The organism is Paenibacillus sp. FSL H7-0737 (assembly GCF_000758545.1).
GTDB lineage: Bacteria > Bacillota > Bacilli > Paenibacillales > Paenibacillaceae > Paenibacillus_AQ.
This window is the reverse complement of record NZ_CP009279.1, coordinates 5,413,925-5,430,231: the sequence shown is the minus strand read 5'-3', so window position 1 is coordinate 5,430,231 and position 16,307 is coordinate 5,413,925. Positions and strand designations below refer to the sequence as shown.

The following is a 16,307-nucleotide window of genomic DNA, read 5'->3' as shown; positions in this document are numbered from 1 at the left end:
CCGAGAGGAGAAATAATACAAATGAAGATTTTCAAAAAGCTAACAGTAACGGCTCTAACGGCTGTAATTGCGGTAACCGCATCTTTCGCAGGGGTTGCAGCAGCAGCCGATTCACTTAAAGGTAAAATCACAGTTAACGGTTCAACCGCACTTCTTCCATTGACACTTCAAGCGGCAAAAGAATTCCAAAAGCTGCACCCTAAAGTGAAAATCGCAGCATCAGGTAAAGGTTCAGTAACTGGACCTCAAGCTGTTAAAAAAGGCATCGCTGATATCGGCGCTTGCGACTGGGATGCTAGCATCGACGTACCAGGCTTCAAAGCTTTTGACGGTCAAGTAGCAAACAAAGTAGCAGTTATTCCTTTTGCTACAATCGTTAACAAAAATGTTGGTGTAGATAACCTTACAACTGAACAGCTTAAAGGTATTTTCGCAGGTAAAATCACGAACTGGAAAGAAGTAGGCGGTGCAGATGCTGACATCGTGGTTATCACTCGCTCTTTCGGTTCCGGTACACGCGTTAACTATCAAGCTAAAGCTTTGGATGGCGGAGATATCGTTAAAAAAGCTAAGAACTACAAAGAAACTGGTTCATCCGGTGACATGAAGACTGCCGTAGGAACAACTCCTAACTCTATCGGTTATATCGACCTTGTATATGTAAGTGGTGACGTAAAAGCTGTTAAACACAACGGTATAGCTGCTACTACAGATAACGTAATCAATGGATCTTATAAGATCTGGGCTTATGGTTACTACATGACTAAAGGCCAACCTACTGGCGCTACAAAAGAATTCATCGAATACGTACAAAGCAAGAAGTTCCAACAAGGTTCCCTGAAAAAGCTTAAATTTATTCCGATCGCAGCAATGAAGGGCTAATAACATCTAAAGAACATATTGAACGGTAACAGCGGCCAGCTCCGATCTTGATACGGGGGTGGCCGCTTACAGGAGGGAAAGTATGGGGGCACCAGTCCAAGGCTTGGCAACTAGGGGAAAAGAGAGCGTAACGCAGGTTAGCGCTAATCCCAAACGTCATGGTAGACATTTGTTTAGCAACAAATTGTTTAAGTTTTATTTTTTATTCAGCATTCTTGCGCTTTGCTTCGTGCTTGGACTTGTAATTCTATTTATCGGCAAAACGGCTATGCTTCTGTTCGGCCATCTCTCGCCTGCGGACTTTTTCTTTTCCTTTAACTGGACGCCGGAAGAGGATTCTTTTGGAGCGGCTGCCTTCATTGTAAATACACTTTCACTAACTGCATTAACGCTGCTGATCGCAGTTCCTATTTCGGTAGGGATGGCAGTACTTTGTGCAGAGATTGCTCCAAAATGGATGAAGACTTTTATCCGTCCAGTGCTAGATTTATTGGTAGGTATTCCTTCAATTGTTTACGGATATATAGGCTTGACGGTATTACTTCCTTTCTTGCGCAGAATTAGTGGGGAGAGCTTAGGTGATGGTTTGTTAGCCGCTGCACTTGTGCTCGCATTAATGGTGCTGCCAACGATTTGCCGAATCAGTGATGATGCCATTGTCTCTGTACCGCGCAAATATCGGGATGCTGCATATGCGCTTGGATCTACCCGTTTACAGGTCATCATGCGTGTAGTACTGCCTGCGGCTAGCCGGGGAATTATCTCTGCGGTTATTCTAGGTATGACTCGTGCTGTGGGTGAGACGATGGCTGTAGTTATGGTTATCGGGAATACACCGCAATTGGCGAAGACGTTATTCACGCCAGCATCGGTGCTGACTAGTAACATCGTTATGCAAATCTCCAATGTAGAGTTTGACTCTACATGGAACTATGCGCTACATATGATGGCATTTCTCCTGCTAGTAATATCATTTGTATTAATTCTGATCATCCGCGTGCTGGGTAGAAAAAGGAGGGATGCAGCGTGAACGGATTCGCAAGTACAAAGCATACAGCGCGTGCTCAAAGAAACAATAAAATTGCAACCATAGGGTTTTATACGCTTGGGGCTTTAGTCATGCTGCTGATCTTCTGGCTGCTCTTCACGATTCTTAGTAAAGGTTTACCGGCACTTCGGCCCGATTTCTTGATTAAACAGCCTGAAGAGATTGACGCAGGTGGTGGGATTGGCCCGGTGCTGTTTAACTCCTTTTACATTTTGTTCATCTCGCTGTTTATTTCCGTTCCAATTGGTTTAGGTGCGGGAATCTATATGGCTGAATATGCACCAGACAATAAATTTACAGGCGCACTACGTATTTGCGTAGAATCTCTGTCATCGGTACCGTCGATTGTGTTCGGTATGCTCGGACTCGCGATTTTTGCGGAATATTTCGATATCGGTCTGACGATTCTTGGCGGAGGCGTCAGCTTGGCACTGCTGAATCTACCTATGCTTGCGCGAGTGACAGAGGAAGCGGTACGTGCTGTCCCCGGGGAGATCCGCGAGGCTGGTTATGCGCTTGGGATGACTAAATTCCACGTGATCCGCACGGTAGTCCTGCCTGTTGCAATGTCTGCCATTGTTACTGGGATTTGTCTCGTTGCTGGACGCGCCTTCGGGGAGTCTGCGGTTATTATCCTTACCGCTGGTCTCAGTACCTCGGGAGAAATGTGGGATTTCAATCTGTTCTCGCCGGGTGAAACACTGGCCGTACACCTTTGGTATGTACAATCCGAGGCGATTGTAGAAGATGCGCGTCAAATTGCTGATAAGTCGGCAGCCGTACTTGTATTTGTAGTTTTGTTTATCAATTTTGTATTTCGATTTCCGCTGTGGCTGGGAAATCGCCGCAAAGGACACTAATTCGTTCAATAGGTACGTAAAAACTGTCACCCGGCAATGGATATCTGTGGGTGGCCGTTTTTTTTGTTTTCTTATGATGAATTATTTAATGTAGCATTCCCTCCGGATACGGCCAAAGGAATAACCTCGCGAAACACTCGTGGCAGGGCTGAGACAATATCGCACATTTCACTTTCAGTCTAAATTGATAATATTCGCACAAACACATCCTGCACTATTACTTCCGCGTGCTCCTGCTTCCCAGCATACGAATAGTAAAAACACTTTTTCGTAATGTGCCTCGATTTCCTCAAAGGATAAAGGATAATGTGGTGAGTAATGAGTAATGAGTAATGAGTAATGAGTAATGAGTAATGAGTGATGAGTAATGAGTAATAAGTAATGAGTAATGAGTAATGGTGTTAGGGGTGGCTTTAGTTGCACTTTATGCAGTTATTTATCATGGTGTAGGATTTATTTAGGATTAATTGTACTTTGTGCAACTAAAAATGGAGAAAATGACATTCTAGGAGTAAATCAGAGAATATAAGTGTACGGAATGCAGTTAAACCGAGTTGTTGAGGTCAAAGGGAACCTTTTAGTTGCACAAAATACAATTAAAGTGTTCGAGTTAGGTGGAACCTAAGATTGAACGTTGCCTAATAATCTGACTGCTACGTGGGTGTAAAACGTAGTAGGGGACTTGACGAAGCTTGAGCTCTATAGAAGTCTGAACTCCATTAAAGAGTGAGCTACATCAAAGCCTGAGCCTCATGGAACCCTAAGCCCTAGGCTCTGCTCCTAGCTCTGTCCCTAGGGCTAGGCCCTCCCACTGGTTCGCATCCCCTGAACGCAAAAACAGCCTCCCCGAAGGAAGGCTGTTACTCTGACGTCCCGGAAGGGATTCGAACCCCTGACCGTGCGCTTAGAAGGCGCATGCTCTATCCAGCTGAGCTACCGGGACATGATTGCTGGCTGAAAAGCAAGCAGGAGTTATCATATCATGTACGTCGATGTTTTTCAAGCTGTTTTTTAAAAAGAGTACGGGGTATGCTATAATCTACAATTATTAAGTTTCGGAAGAAGCTTAAGGTCTTAATAACATTTATGACGTTTTAGAATTCAATTCACATAATTAGCTATAAGGAGGTGCCCTCATTAAAGATTCAGATTCCCCCGCCACAAAAGAGAATATCGTCCTGTTTCCCAAGACACTGGACTATTATCAAATCCAGCTTACGGTGATGCTGGAGAGTGAACGATACGGGGAAGCGATGGAGCTGCTGCGTTTTTTGTTGCAGTGTCAAGGACAGGAAGAACGAAATTACGAGGAATGGCGGTCTCTGCTGGAATGGCTCGAAACAGCTTTCCCCTACGCCTCTCAGAATGGAGATGCGGAAGGAGCCGTTCACCCCGAAGACGAAGATTTAAGGGAAGAAGATATGGCCCGTTTCTTGGCCAAATCAAAAATGACTGAGGATGCGGGGTATCCTCAAAAGCTGCTGCAGCGGATAATGAATGAGCCGCTGTCAGAGGCGACAATCCTAGCACTAGAGCAGCTTTCATATCTGGAAGGCGGCGGAGTCGATGAGGCGCTGACGGCATGGCTGCAGGGGGATAATGTTCACCCACTGCTGCAATTTCGGACCCTGCAGACCCTTCGGCGGCGTGGGATGCAGGGAACAGTGAATCTGATTCGGGGTCACGAAACAGCAATTGTAGAGATTGAAAGTGTACCGCTGCAGACAGAGGATTTTCCGCCGCAGGTGAGTCAGGTGCTCGAGCGGATAGCCGAGCAGGCGGAGATACATGAGCCTACGCTGTATTATTTTGCACAGGAGCTCTGGGGCCAGTTCGTCATGTCGATTTATGGATCGGAAGAGTATCGGAAAATACTGGATGGGGAAGACGCGCTACTAGATATTTGGGCGGGGGCGTTACACCAGTTTGTATCTGAGAGCTTAAACGGTACACGGCAAGAGGAGGAGACTCGTGGAATGTACGGCATTACAGACGGCATGCGCTTTCAATTTGAGGGGGCATATCGTGCGCTCAAGGGTTTTGTAAAGACTTCTCTACTTGATAAATAAAGTAATGTTGTATATAATATAATGGTTATTCTGTGCGTGGATTGTATCATTTTTTGAAGTAAACTTGTGAACCTATATTTTGGAGGGAAAAGTATAATATGAAAGCAACATGGGAAAAAATAGAGAAGAACCTTGGAGTTCTTGAAGTAGAAGTTGACGCAGAACGCGTTGCAGCAGCACTTGATAAAGCTTTTAACAAAGTCGTTAAGAAAGCTAATGTACCAGGCTTCCGTAAAGGTAAAGTGCCACGCCCGATCTTTGAATCCCGTTTTGGTGTAGAAAGCTTGTACCAAGATGCAATCGACATTCTTCTTCCTGAGGCTTACGGTGAAGCAGTTGAACAAACTGACATCTTCCCTGTAGACCGTCCTGAAGTTGATATTGAGCAATTTGCTAAAGGTCAATCCTTTATCTTCAAAGCGAAGATCACGGTTAAACCTGAAGTGAAGCTCGGCGATTACAAAGGTCTGGAAGTTCCAGTACAAAAAGCTGAAGTGACTGAAGAAGAGCTGAGCGCTGAGCTTGCTCGTCTGCAAGAGCGTCATGCTGAACTCGTAGTAGTTGAAGAAGAAGCAGCAGCTAACGGCGACATCGCTGTGATCGATTTTGACGGATATGTTGATGACGTACCGTTCGAAGGCGGAAAAGCTGAGCGTCATTCTCTTGAACTTGGTAGCAACTCCTTCATTCCTGGATTTGAAGAGCAAGTAGTGGGAATGTCCACTGGAGATTTCAAAGATGTTGAAGTTACTTTCCCTGAAGAATACCATGCAGAGAACCTTGCGGGTAAGAAAGCAGTATTCAAAGTAAAACTGCACGAAATCAAACGCAAACAACTTCCTGCGCTTGATGATGAGTTCGCTAAAGATGTAAGTGAATTCGAAACTTTGGAAGAGTACAAAGCAGATCTGAAAGCTCAGCTCGAATCCCGTAAACAGGATGAACTGAAAGGCCTTCGCGAGAACGCAGTTGTTGATAAAGCAGCAGCAAACGCTGAAGTTGAGATCCCTGAAGCAATGATCAACAGCGAAGTTGAGAACATGGTTCGTGACTTCGACACTCGTCTTCGTCAACAAGGTATGAACATGGATATGTTCCTTAGCTTCTCGGGTCAAACTCGTGAAGACTTGCAGAACCAAATGAAAGGCGATGCTGAAAAACGCGTTCGCAACAACCTGGTACTGGAAGTTATCGCTAAACAAGAGAACATTGAAGTTTCCGAAGAAGAAGTTAACGAAGAGTTGGCTACTATGGCTGAAGCTTACAAACGTACTCCAGAAGAAATTCGCAGCATCTTGGCAGCTAACGGTTCACTGGGCAGCTTGAGCGAAGAACTTTCTTTGCGCAAAACCATTGATTTCCTTGTTAGCAATAGTGTAGAAGTTGAAGCAGTAGAAGAAGCAGCTGCTGAAGACACTAAAGCTGAGTAAGATTTTTTAAACTACCTAGAACGGCCGAGCAATCGGCCTCCATACAGATATGATAAGGCACGTAAGTTTCGTTACGTGCCTTATTTTTATCCTCGGGCACAGATATATGTGATTACATAGGTATCCGTATGAGCGTATGGTATTAAGGAAATTGGCGTGATGACGTCACTATCACAAGCGGTGGACAGGTCTGCTGTAGTGAAAAAATGACATCGGGCCGTGAACGTGTTAAAATATTTTTGAAACGATAAGACTAATCTGTATAGAGAAAAGAGGTTGGTGGCATGAGTCTGGTACCAATGGTTGTGGAATCAACAAGTCGTGGGGAACGTTCATACGATATCTATTCCAGATTGCTCAAGGATCGCATTATTTTCTTAAGCAGTGCGATTGACGATGATGTCGCCAATCTGGTTATTGCTCAACTGCTGTTCCTTGCAGCAGATGATCCCGAGAAGGACATTCACTTGTACCTCAACTCACCCGGTGGTTCAGTAACAGCCGGCATGGGTATATACGATACGATGCAATATATCAAACCGGATGTTTCAACCATTTGTGTAGGGATGGCGGCAAGCATGGGATCGCTCCTTTTAACAGCTGGGGCTCCGGGCAAAAGATACGCGCTGACTAACAGCGAAGTTATGATTCATCAACCGCTCGGTGGTGTTCAAGGTCAAGCGTCCGACATTTGGATTCATACCGATTGGATCCTCAAGACGAAACAGAAGTTGAATCAAATTTATGTAGATCGCACAGGTCAGCCCCTTGAAAAAATCGAACGGGACACAGACCGCGATAACTTCATGAGCGCGGAAGAAGCCAAGGAATATGGGCTTATTGACCAGGTTCTTTCTTCACCGATGAAATCTTAAAGGGGTGGTTAGATGTTTAAATTTAATGATGAAAAAGGGCAATTGAAATGTTCTTTTTGCGGCAAATCACAAGAGCAGGTTCGTAAGCTTGTAGCAGGACCGGGCGTTTATATATGTGACGAATGTATCGAGCTTTGCACGGAAATCGTGGAAGAAGAGCTCGGTCATGAGGAAGAGCTTGATCTGAAGGATATTCCGAAACCAAAGGAAATCCGCGATATTTTGGATCAATATGTAATCGGTCAAGAGCAAGCGAAGAAATCGCTGTCTGTTGCAGTTTACAATCACTATAAGCGTGTGAACAGCCAAAGCAAAATCGAAGATGTTGAACTGACGAAGAGTAATATTCTTTTGCTCGGTCCAACAGGTTCGGGTAAAACTTTGCTCGCACAAACGATGGCGAAGATTATCAATGTTCCATTTGCGATTGCTGATGCTACTTCCCTAACGGAAGCTGGTTATGTCGGCGAGGATGTTGAGAACATTCTGCTTAAGCTGATTCAAGCGGCAGATTATGATGTGGAGAAAGCCGAACGCGGCATTATCTATATTGATGAGATTGATAAAGTGGCACGTAAATCCGAGAACCCGTCTATTACTCGTGACGTATCCGGTGAAGGTGTACAGCAGGCGCTTCTGAAGATTCTCGAAGGAACGGTTGCTTCCGTACCTCCACAAGGTGGTCGTAAGCATCCTCATCAAGAGTTTATTCAAATTGATACGACGAACATCTTGTTCATCGTAGGCGGTGCCTTTGACGGTCTGGAGCAAATGATTAAACGCCGTATCGGTAAAAAAGTCATTGGCTTCAACGCAGCAGTTGAAGGACAAAAGGATCTCAAGCCTGGCGAATATTTGTCGATGGTATTGCCTGAAGACTTGCTCAAATTCGGATTAATCCCTGAATTTGTAGGCCGTCTACCGGTCATCTCGACTTTGGAGCCGCTTGATGAGAATACGCTGGTGCGTATCCTTTCCGAGCCTAAGAATGCACTCACGAAACAATACATCAAGCTGCTGGAAATGGATAACGTAGCGCTGAAGTTCGAACCGTTGGCACTCGAAGCAATTGCCAAGGAAGCGATCAAACGCAATACGGGAGCCCGTGGACTGCGCGCGATTATTGAGAGCATCATGCTTGATGTGATGTATGAAGTTCCTTCACGCGATGATATTAAGGATTGTGTGATCACGGAGCAGGTCGTTCAAGAGAAGGCTTTGCCTGAATTGAACCTTAAGAAAGACAAAAAGAAAGAGGAAAGCGCGTAAGTCGCTTACCTTAACAATACATGTCACTGTCTCCACCTTTCTTCCGCTTATCCCGCTTCACTAGCGGTTGCGAAGGGGTGGAGCTTTGGCGTTATGGGGGAGAAAAATCATGTTCTTGAGACACCAAACCCGTCCTGTCAATGTTGGCGGGCTCATTATTGGGGGAAACAACGAGGTTGCGATTCAAAGCATGTGTACAACCAAAACAGCTGATGTGGAGGCTACTGTAGCCGAAATTTTACGGCTTGAGGAAGCAGGCTGCCAACTGGTACGCGTTACTGTCAACAATGAAGAGGCAGCCGCCGCGATTAAGGAGATCAAGAAGCAGATTCATATCCCACTCGTAGCGGATATTCATTTTAACTATAAGCTTGCGCTGATGGCTATTGAGAACGGCATCGATAAAGTACGGATTAATCCGGGCAATATCGGTCGTCGGGAGAAGGTAGAAGCAGTAGTTAAAGCGTGTAAAGAAAAAGGAATTCCGATTCGGATTGGTGTAAACGCCGGTTCTTTGGAGAATCATCTCTTGGAGAAATACGGATATCCGACTCCAGAAGCTATGGTAGAAAGTGCACTGTACCATATTGGGATTTTGGAAGAGCTGGATTTCCACGATATTATCGTATCTTTAAAAGCATCTGATGTGCCCATGGCCATCGAAGCTTACCGTCAGGCTGCGGAAGTTATTCCTTATCCGCTGCACCTCGGGATTACAGAATCCGGCACCTTGTTTGCCGGTACAGTAAAGAGCTCTGCGGGTATCGGTGCACTGCTCTCTATGGGCATCGGCAGCACCCTGCGTATCTCGCTTAGCGCTGATCCAGTGGAAGAAGTTAAGGTGGCACGCGAGCTACTGAAGACCTTCGGTCTGATCTCTAACGCGGCAACACTCATTTCTTGTCCGACTTGCGGACGACTTGATATAGATCTCTTCTCCATCGCTAATGAGGTGGAAGAGTACATTTCGAAGCTTAAGGTGCCTATTAAAGTATCAGTGCTAGGATGTGCCGTTAATGGTCCTGGTGAGGCGCGTGAAGCGGATATTGGTATTGCTGGTGCCCGTGGGGAAGGTTTGTTGTTCCGTTACGGTCAGATGATTCGTAAGGTGCCTGAAGCGGAACTCGTGAACGAGCTGAAGAAGGAAATCGATGCGATTGTTGTAGCGTATGAGGCAACAGGAGAAATTCCAGGGCGTGCTCACGCTAATCTTGCACCTCCGGTGCAATCAAAGTAATTTGGTCTTTTACGAATTAATGATTCAATTCATAATATGTGGCGAAGAACGCCCTGTTACCCCCCCGGTATATCCGGTGGTGGGAACGGGGCGTTTTTTTGCGTGGAATAAATTAATCAGGGGGAACATCGAATGAACTATGAACAAGCCCATGAAGCGTTTATTGAGAAGCATCTAGCAAGCAGGAATGGGGAACGACGAGGGAGGCTGGAGAGAGGGCATCGTCATGCCGAAGAAATGTTTTTACAGAATGTATGGTGGCCGCTTCGTGGAGATTTCAATGATCTACATCCGGAGTATGAAGTGCTGGATTGGCGCGGACGATCTTATTTCGCGGATTATGCTTTTTTGCCGGGGCCTATCAAGCTCTTGTTCGAGATCAAAGGGTATGCAGCGCATGTGAGGGACATGGACAGGCTGAAGTATTGTAATGAGCTAAATCGTGAGACGTTTCTATACGGAATGGGTTACCAAGTAATTTCATTTGCCTATGACGATGTGGAACAGCGCCCAGAGCTATGTATTACACTGCTGCGTGTGGTGCTAAGCCGTTATTTAATTGTAGATGCACCGCATGGAAAATTACTATTTGCTGAGAAGGAAATCATGCGATTAGTGGTTCGCCAAGCGGGGACAGTTCGTCCCAAAGATGTAGCTGATTATTTTGCTATAGACCCCAAAACGGTACGTTTGATGTTGATGAAGCTGTGTGAAAAGGGCTGGTTGAAACCTGTGAGAAGAGGGATCGGTGTTAGAAATGTTGGGTATAGGCTGGCTCGTGATGTCCTTTATTACTGGGATTAACATAGTAAGTTTAATGGTTGATGGGCTAATGTTTAAGGAATTACCTGCAGATGGGATGCTGGAAGTGCGAATGACTTGATTAGAAGGAGTGGGGTATGGAGTATGGTAAGGAAGTTGGTATGTTATATGTAGTTAGTATGGAATGTGATAAGGAATGTGATAAGGAATGTGGTGAGGAGTGCCGTAAGATGTGCACTATGGAGCGAAATTTGGAGCATTAATAAATAATTAGGGAAAACCTCCCTGAAAAAAGCCTAATATCGTTCCAAATCGATCTTTTTAGGGAAAACCTCCCTAATAAATGAGCGATTCACCTTATTTATAACCATTTTGGCTGATAATCAGGGAGGAATTCCCTAATTATCAGCCTAGAGTCCATAAACAACATATAATCAGGGAGGAAATCCCTAATTATCCGCTTAGAGATCATAAACAACGAATAATAAAGTGGATTTTCCCGGATTATCGCTTGAAGACCATCTTAAGCTTCTTCCATAGATGACTTAACGCCATTGAGCACACAGTCGACAGAAATAGGGGCCTACCGAACGTGAATGTAGCACCAAGTTCTATGGCTGTTCATACTCATCTTCCGCTAGAGGGGGTGGTGAAGAATCTGAGGTGTCTCTAGCACTCCCAGACCTTTCAATGCCTCGAAAGTCGAACTCCACTGCTTGTCTTACACCAACAATTCAACAAATCCTCAATTGTGCGTTTACTAATTACCGAAACGGCTATACTACCTAATAGTAGCCAAAGGTGGAAAGGTAGACTGAACGAAACAGGAGGATGACCTATGGAATTAAGTATAGTTGTGATGATCGTGCAGCTCTTTTTCGCGCTGGTTATCGGCGTATACTTTTGGAATCTGCTGCGGGGTCAGAAGACAAACAAGACGGCGGTAGACCGAGAGTCGCGTAAGGAACTGGATAAACTACGGAAGATGCGTATGATTTCACTAACCAAACCATTGTCGGAGAAAACTAGGCCGGCTTCTATTGGAGATATTGTTGGGCAAAAAGATGGGCTCCGCGCCCTGAAGGCCGCACTATGTAGTGCTAATCCGCAGCATGTGATTATTTATGGTCCGCCAGGAGTCGGCAAGACTGCAGCGGCGCGCGTGGTCATGGAAGAGGCGAAAAAAAATGTCCTTTCCCCTTTTAAAAGTGACGCCAAATTCACTGAAATTGATGCGACGACCGCTCGTTTTGATGAGCGTGGTATTGCCGACCCGTTGATCGGATCGGTGCATGATCCTATTTATCAAGGTGCTGGAGCCATGGGCGTAGCAGGTGTGCCACAACCCAAGCCGGGAGCGGTGACGAAGGCGCATGGCGGGATTCTTTTTCTGGATGAGATAGGTGAGCTTCACCCCATTCAGATGAACAAGCTGCTAAAGGTGCTGGAGGACCGGAAGGTTCTGCTAGAGAGCGCGTATTATAATTCGGAGGACAATAATACTCCGGCTTATATTCATGATATTTTTCAAAATGGCTTACCCGCTGATTTCCGGTTAGTAGGCGCGACTACGCGATCCCCGGATGAGATTTCTCCCGCGCTGCGTTCACGCTGCATGGAGATTTATTTCCGTCCGCTATTGCCGGATGAGATTGCGGTCATCGCGCGTGACGCGATACAGAAGATCGGACTGAAGCCAAGCCCTGAAGCAGTCACTGTTGTGCAGCAATATGCAACAAATGGCCGGGAGGCAGTCAATATGATTCAGCTCGCAGCTGGATTAGCGCTAACGGAGCAGAGAGATACGCTAAGTGCTGCTGATGTAGAATGGGTAGCAGGCAGTAGCCAGCTGCCACTTCGAACAGAGCGCAAGATTCCTTCCGCGCCGCAGATTGGATTGGTTAACGGACTTGCAGTGTATGGACCGGGAATGGGCACCTTGCTCGAGATCGAAGTATCCGCAGCGCCTGCGCAGAACGGTCAAGGTAGATTGAACGTAACCGGAGTTGTAGATGAGGAAGAGATTGGAGGAGGTTCTCGGACGATTCGGAGAAAGAGCATGGCTAAAGGCTCCGTTGAGAACGTATTGACCGTACTGCGTACCATGAATCTGGAACCAGACCGTTATGATCTGCATGTGAACTTTCCAGGTGGAACACCCATTGACGGACCCTCAGCGGGGGTTGCGATGGCAGTTGCTATCGTCTCCGCCATTCGTGGTCTTCCCGTGGATAATACCGTAGCGATCACTGGTGAGATAGGCATACACGGGCGTGTGAAGCCTGTTGGTGGTGTAATTGCGAAGGTGGAGGCTGCTTTTCAGGCAGGAGCTACTACGGTGCTTATTCCAAAAGAAAACTGGCAGTCCCTATTCGCTGACCTCGCCCCACTACGCGTCATTCCAATGGAAACGGTGGAAGAAGTATTCCGTCATCTGTTTGGCGCCGATACAGCAGACGTCAGGCTTCCTGCAGTAGCTGGCGAGCTTTTCTCCGCAGCACCTTCACTTCTGAAGGCTGATGCCGCTGGCGAATCTGCAAAGGGCTGAGCTTAAATTATTACCTAAAATGTAAGCTAGGGTGTGTTATGGTTTCGATAAGTAAATCGTGACTTGCCACTGTAAAATAAAGGGAGCCGCAGGCGTGTCTGCTGCTTCCTTTTTTAAAGTATAGATTCACACTTTCCATAATCCTTACATTTCTTGGAGAAACGTTGCCGTTTTTTAAGGATAATAAGGTTGTTTATTCTTAAATTGCAAGTACTTTGTTGGTGTTTTGGGGCTGCTTTTGTTAGAATGAATGCATATGAGATTAATTGAGAGCCATGGGAGGTGCGAAAGCGATGATGACAAATAAAACAAAAGGTCGTCGTTTTCCTTTATTACCGCTAAGAGGTCTTCTTGTGTACCCAAGCATGGTTCTTCACTTGGATGTGGGCCGTGAGAAGTCAGTTCGGGCACTAGAAAAAGCTATGGTTGAAGATAATTTAATTCTTCTGTGTTCACAGTCGGAAGTGAATATTGAAGAGCCTGGTCAGGACGATATTTTTCGGGTCGGTACTGTCGCGAATGTGCGGCAAATGCTGAAGCTGCCAAACGGTACGATTCGTGTACTGGTTGAGGGTGTAGAACGAGCCGAAATTATTAATTATATCGATAATGATGAGTATTATGAGGTTATGGCGCGCGAGCTACCAGAAGAGGAAGATGGCGATCAAGAGTGTGACGCGCTGATGCGTACAGTACTTAATCAGTTCGAACACTATATAACGTTATCCAAAAAAGTGACACCAGAGACACTGGCTGCTGTATCCGATATTGAGGAGCCGGGTCGTCTTGCGGATGTCATTACGAGCCATCTATCGCTGAAGATCAAGGATAAGCAAGAAATTCTAGAGACGATTGATGTCAGTAAACGGCTAGAGAAGCTTCTTGATATTCTTAATAATGAGCGTGAAGTGCTGGAGCTTGAACGCAAGATCAATCAACGTGTGAAGAAGCAGATGGAGAAGACGCAGAAGGAATATTATTTGCGCGAGCAAATGAAAGCGATCCAGAAAGAACTCGGCGAGAAGGAAGGTCGGGTGGGAGAAGCGGAAGAACTGCGGAATCTCATGGAAGAGAAGAATTTGCCGGAACGCGTGAAAGAGAAGATGGAGAAGGAAATCGATCGTCTGGAAAAAATGCCAGTGAGCTCAGCTGAAGGTGGCGTAATTCGCAACTATGTGGATTGGCTGCTGGGTCTTCCTTGGAATGAACAGACAGAAGATGACCTTGATATCAAGAAGGCAGAACAGGTACTTGATGAGGACCACTACGGTTTGGAAAAACCAAAGGAACGGGTATTGGAATATTTAGCCGTTCAGCAGTTGGTGAAGAAGCTAAAAGGTCCGATCCTATGTCTTGTAGGGCCTCCAGGTGTGGGGAAAACCTCACTCGCTCGTTCCATTGCCCGTTCACTTAATCGTAAGTTCGTTCGCATTTCGCTTGGCGGTGTGCGTGATGAAGCGGAGATCCGTGGTCATCGCCGGACTTATGTGGGTGCGATGCCAGGCCGAATCATTCAAGGGATGAAGACGGCAGGCACGATTAATCCGGTTATCCTGCTAGATGAGATTGATAAAATGGCTGCAGATTTCCGTGGTGACCCATCCTCAGCATTGCTTGAGGTATTGGACCCAGAACAGAACAATACGTTCAGTGACCATTTCGTCGAGTTGCCGTTTGATTTATCAAACGTTATGTTTGTTACAACAGCGAATGTAGTGCATAACATTCCGCGTCCGCTACTCGATCGGATGGAAATGCTGTTCATTCCGGGTTATACGGAACTGGAGAAATTGCAGATCGGTAGCCGTTATCTTTTGCCGAAGCAGAAGAAGAATCATGGTCTTGCAGAAGATCAGCTGATCATCGAAGACGACAGTTTATTGCGTATCGTGCGCGAATATACTCGTGAATCCGGTGTGCGTAATTTGGAGCAGCAGATTGCAGCGTTATGCCGCAAAGCCGCGAAACAGATTGTGTCCAAGGAAAAAGAAAGTGTAGTCATTCTTCCGGATGACATCAAGGATTATTTAGGTGCATCGAAATACCGTTACGGTATGGCGGAGCTTGAAGATCAGATTGGCACAGTAACTGGACTGGCCTGGACTGAGGTTGGTGGCGATACGCTGCTGATCGAAGTGACTGTCGTGCAGGGAACGGGCAAGCTGACACTTACTGGACAACTGGGCGATGTAATGAAGGAGTCGGCGCAGGCCGCTTTCAGTTATACACGTTCGAAGGCGGAGGAGCTGGGACTCCAGCCCGATTTTTATGAGAAGATTGATATTCATATCCACATTCCTGAAGGTGCGATTCCGAAGGATGGCCCGTCTGCAGGGATTACGATTGCTACCGCATTGATCTCCGCACTTACGAAGCGTTATGTTTCGAAGGACGTGGCCATGACCGGTGAGATCACCTTGCGTGGACGTGTATTGCCGATCGGTGGACTGAAAGAGAAGTCTTTAGCTGCACACCGTGCTGGATATAAAAAGATCCTTCTTCCCAAAGACAATGAACGTGATCTGAAAGAAATTCCAGAGAGCGTACGCAATGATGTGGAGTTCATACCAGTATCTAACATGGATCAGGTCTTGCATCATGCGTTAGTTGAGCATCATAATGAAATTAGCAGTGAGCCACCGAGTAGTGTGCATTAGAAAGGAAGTCCTATGAAAGTTAATATTGCCGAATTTATAATCAGTGCCGTTGGCCCTGATCAATACCCTGATGATGCTTTGCCAGAGGTTGCTCTGGCAGGGCGCTCCAATGTAGGGAAGTCATCCCTCATTAACCGAATGATTAACCGCAAGAATCTGGCTCGGACAAGCTCCACTCCAGGTAAGACCCAGCATATGAACTATTACCGTATCAATGAAGACAGCATGTATTTTGTTGACTTTCCAGGTTACGGATATGCTAAAGTGTCGAAGACGCAACGTGCAACATGGGGCAAGATGGTGGAAAAATATCTCTCTGAGCGCGATACGTTGAAGCTTGTTCTGCTCATCGTGGATCTGCGTCATCCGCCGACCAGCAATGATAAGATGATGTTCGACTGGTTGAAGCATTATGATCTTCCTATGTGTGTAGTAGCAACTAAGGCGGATAAGATTCCGAAGACTCGCTGGCAAAAGCATATCAAGATCATGAAGCAGGAGCTTGGCGTACTGCCAGGGGATAATTTCATTCCATTCTCTTCAGAGATTGGCCTTGGTAAAGAAGAACTTTGGGGATTGATCGATGGGTATGTTCTCTCCTCTCCAGATTCTGAAGATGCTGAAATAGATGGAAATGAACCTCAGCAAGAGGAACCTACTGAAGCATAAG

General features: G+C 46.0%; 13 protein-coding genes and 1 tRNA gene. 13 read left to right on the top strand and 1 reads right to left on the bottom strand.

Annotation, left to right across the window (positions count from 1 at the left end; translation table 11 throughout):
• Positions 1–21 precede the first annotated feature (21 nt).
• The 3 genes from H70737_RS23780 to pstA all read left to right on the top strand — a co-directional run bounded on the left by H70737_RS23780 (position 22) and on the right by pstA (position 2,790).
• On the top strand, positions 22–882 hold the full coding sequence (locus H70737_RS23780) for a phosphate ABC transporter substrate-binding protein (protein ID WP_042191274.1): 861 nt from the start codon (positions 22–24) through the stop codon (positions 880–882).
• 82 nt (positions 883–964) lie between these two features.
• Positions 965–1,912, top strand: a complete 948-nt coding sequence (gene pstC / locus H70737_RS23775) for a phosphate ABC transporter permease subunit PstC (RefSeq protein ID WP_042191272.1) — start codon at positions 965–967, stop codon at positions 1,910–1,912.
• Positions 1,909–2,790, top strand: a complete 882-nt coding sequence (gene pstA / locus H70737_RS23770) for a phosphate ABC transporter permease PstA (RefSeq protein WP_042191270.1) — start codon at positions 1,909–1,911, stop codon at positions 2,788–2,790. Before pstC ends, pstA begins: the two co-directional genes overlap by 4 nt.
• An 869-nt stretch (positions 2,791–3,659) precedes the next feature.
• Here pstA and H70737_RS23765 read toward each other — a convergent pair.
• Positions 3,660–3,733, bottom strand: a tRNA-Arg gene (locus H70737_RS23765).
• Positions 3,734–4,013: 280 nt separating this feature from the next.
• Here H70737_RS23765 and H70737_RS23760 point away from each other — a divergent pair.
• The 10 genes from H70737_RS23760 to yihA all read left to right on the top strand — a co-directional run bounded on the left by H70737_RS23760 (position 4,014) and on the right by yihA (position 16,306).
• Positions 4,014–4,859, top strand: a complete 846-nt coding sequence (locus H70737_RS23760; RefSeq protein WP_042191268.1) for a hypothetical protein — start codon at positions 4,014–4,016, stop codon at positions 4,857–4,859.
• A gap of 98 nt (positions 4,860–4,957) precedes the next feature.
• A complete protein-coding gene (tig, locus tag H70737_RS23755; RefSeq protein ID WP_042191266.1) occupies positions 4,958–6,289 on the top strand; it encodes a trigger factor in 1,332 nt (443 codons plus the stop codon).
• A 284-nt stretch (positions 6,290–6,573) separates the two neighbouring features.
• A complete protein-coding gene (clpP, locus tag H70737_RS23750; RefSeq protein ID WP_036685049.1) occupies positions 6,574–7,164 on the top strand; it encodes an ATP-dependent Clp endopeptidase proteolytic subunit ClpP in 591 nt (196 codons plus the stop codon).
• A 12-nt stretch (positions 7,165–7,176) separates the two neighbouring features.
• Complete coding sequence (gene clpX, locus H70737_RS23745; RefSeq protein ID WP_042130648.1) at positions 7,177–8,433, top strand: ATP-dependent protease ATP-binding subunit ClpX; 1,257 nt, start codon at positions 7,177–7,179, stop codon at positions 8,431–8,433.
• A gap of 109 nt (positions 8,434–8,542) precedes the next feature.
• Complete coding sequence (gene ispG / locus H70737_RS23740; RefSeq protein ID WP_036685055.1) at positions 8,543–9,670, top strand: flavodoxin-dependent (E)-4-hydroxy-3-methylbut-2-enyl-diphosphate synthase; 1,128 nt, start codon at positions 8,543–8,545, stop codon at positions 9,668–9,670.
• A gap of 132 nt (positions 9,671–9,802) precedes the next feature.
• On the top strand, positions 9,803–10,474 hold the full coding sequence (locus H70737_RS23735; protein ID WP_042191264.1) for a type IV toxin-antitoxin system AbiEi family antitoxin domain-containing protein: 672 nt from the start codon (positions 9,803–9,805) through the stop codon (positions 10,472–10,474).
• Between the two features lie 95 nt (positions 10,475–10,569).
• The gene (locus H70737_RS31520) at positions 10,570–10,695 is read left to right on the top strand and encodes a hypothetical protein (RefSeq protein ID WP_269321776.1); all 126 of its coding nucleotides are present in this window, start codon (positions 10,570–10,572) and stop codon (positions 10,693–10,695) included.
• A gap of 575 nt (positions 10,696–11,270) precedes the next feature.
• Entirely contained in the window at positions 11,271–12,980 is a 1,710-nt protein-coding gene (gene lonB, locus H70737_RS23730) for an ATP-dependent protease LonB (RefSeq protein WP_042191261.1), read from the top strand.
• A gap of 293 nt (positions 12,981–13,273) precedes the next feature.
• The gene (gene lon / locus H70737_RS23725) at positions 13,274–15,637 is read left to right on the top strand and encodes an endopeptidase La (RefSeq protein ID WP_042191259.1); all 2,364 of its coding nucleotides are present in this window, start codon (positions 13,274–13,276) and stop codon (positions 15,635–15,637) included.
• A gap of 12 nt (positions 15,638–15,649) precedes the next feature.
• A complete protein-coding gene (yihA, locus tag H70737_RS23720; protein WP_042191256.1) occupies positions 15,650–16,306 on the top strand; it encodes a ribosome biogenesis GTP-binding protein YihA/YsxC in 657 nt (218 codons plus the stop codon).
• Position 16,307 lies beyond the last annotated feature (1 nt).

What these genes read in the sequence shown, in the direction of transcription:
- H70737_RS23780 (WP_042191274.1), top strand. Translation starts at nt 22, where the DNA reads ATGAAGATTTTCAAAAAGCTAACAGTAACGGCTCTAACGGCTGTAATT.
- pstC (WP_042191272.1), top strand. Translation starts at nt 965, where the DNA reads ATGGGGGCACCAGTCCAAGGCTTGGCAACTAGGGGAAAAGAGAGCGTA.
- H70737_RS23760 (WP_042191268.1), top strand. Translation starts at nt 4,014, where the DNA reads ATGCTGGAGAGTGAACGATACGGGGAAGCGATGGAGCTGCTGCGTTTT.
- tig (WP_042191266.1), top strand. Translation starts at nt 4,958, where the DNA reads ATGAAAGCAACATGGGAAAAAATAGAGAAGAACCTTGGAGTTCTTGAA.
- clpP (WP_036685049.1), top strand. Translation starts at nt 6,574, where the DNA reads ATGAGTCTGGTACCAATGGTTGTGGAATCAACAAGTCGTGGGGAACGT.
- clpX (WP_042130648.1), top strand. Translation starts at nt 7,177, where the DNA reads ATGTTTAAATTTAATGATGAAAAAGGGCAATTGAAATGTTCTTTTTGC.
- ispG (WP_036685055.1), top strand. Translation starts at nt 8,543, where the DNA reads ATGTTCTTGAGACACCAAACCCGTCCTGTCAATGTTGGCGGGCTCATT.
- H70737_RS23735 (WP_042191264.1), top strand. Translation starts at nt 9,803, where the DNA reads ATGAACTATGAACAAGCCCATGAAGCGTTTATTGAGAAGCATCTAGCA.
- H70737_RS31520 (WP_269321776.1), top strand. Translation starts at nt 10,570, where the DNA reads ATGGAGTATGGTAAGGAAGTTGGTATGTTATATGTAGTTAGTATGGAA.
- lonB (WP_042191261.1), top strand. Translation starts at nt 11,271, where the DNA reads ATGGAATTAAGTATAGTTGTGATGATCGTGCAGCTCTTTTTCGCGCTG.
- lon (WP_042191259.1), top strand. Translation starts at nt 13,274, where the DNA reads ATGATGACAAATAAAACAAAAGGTCGTCGTTTTCCTTTATTACCGCTA.
- yihA (WP_042191256.1), top strand. Translation starts at nt 15,650, where the DNA reads ATGAAAGTTAATATTGCCGAATTTATAATCAGTGCCGTTGGCCCTGAT.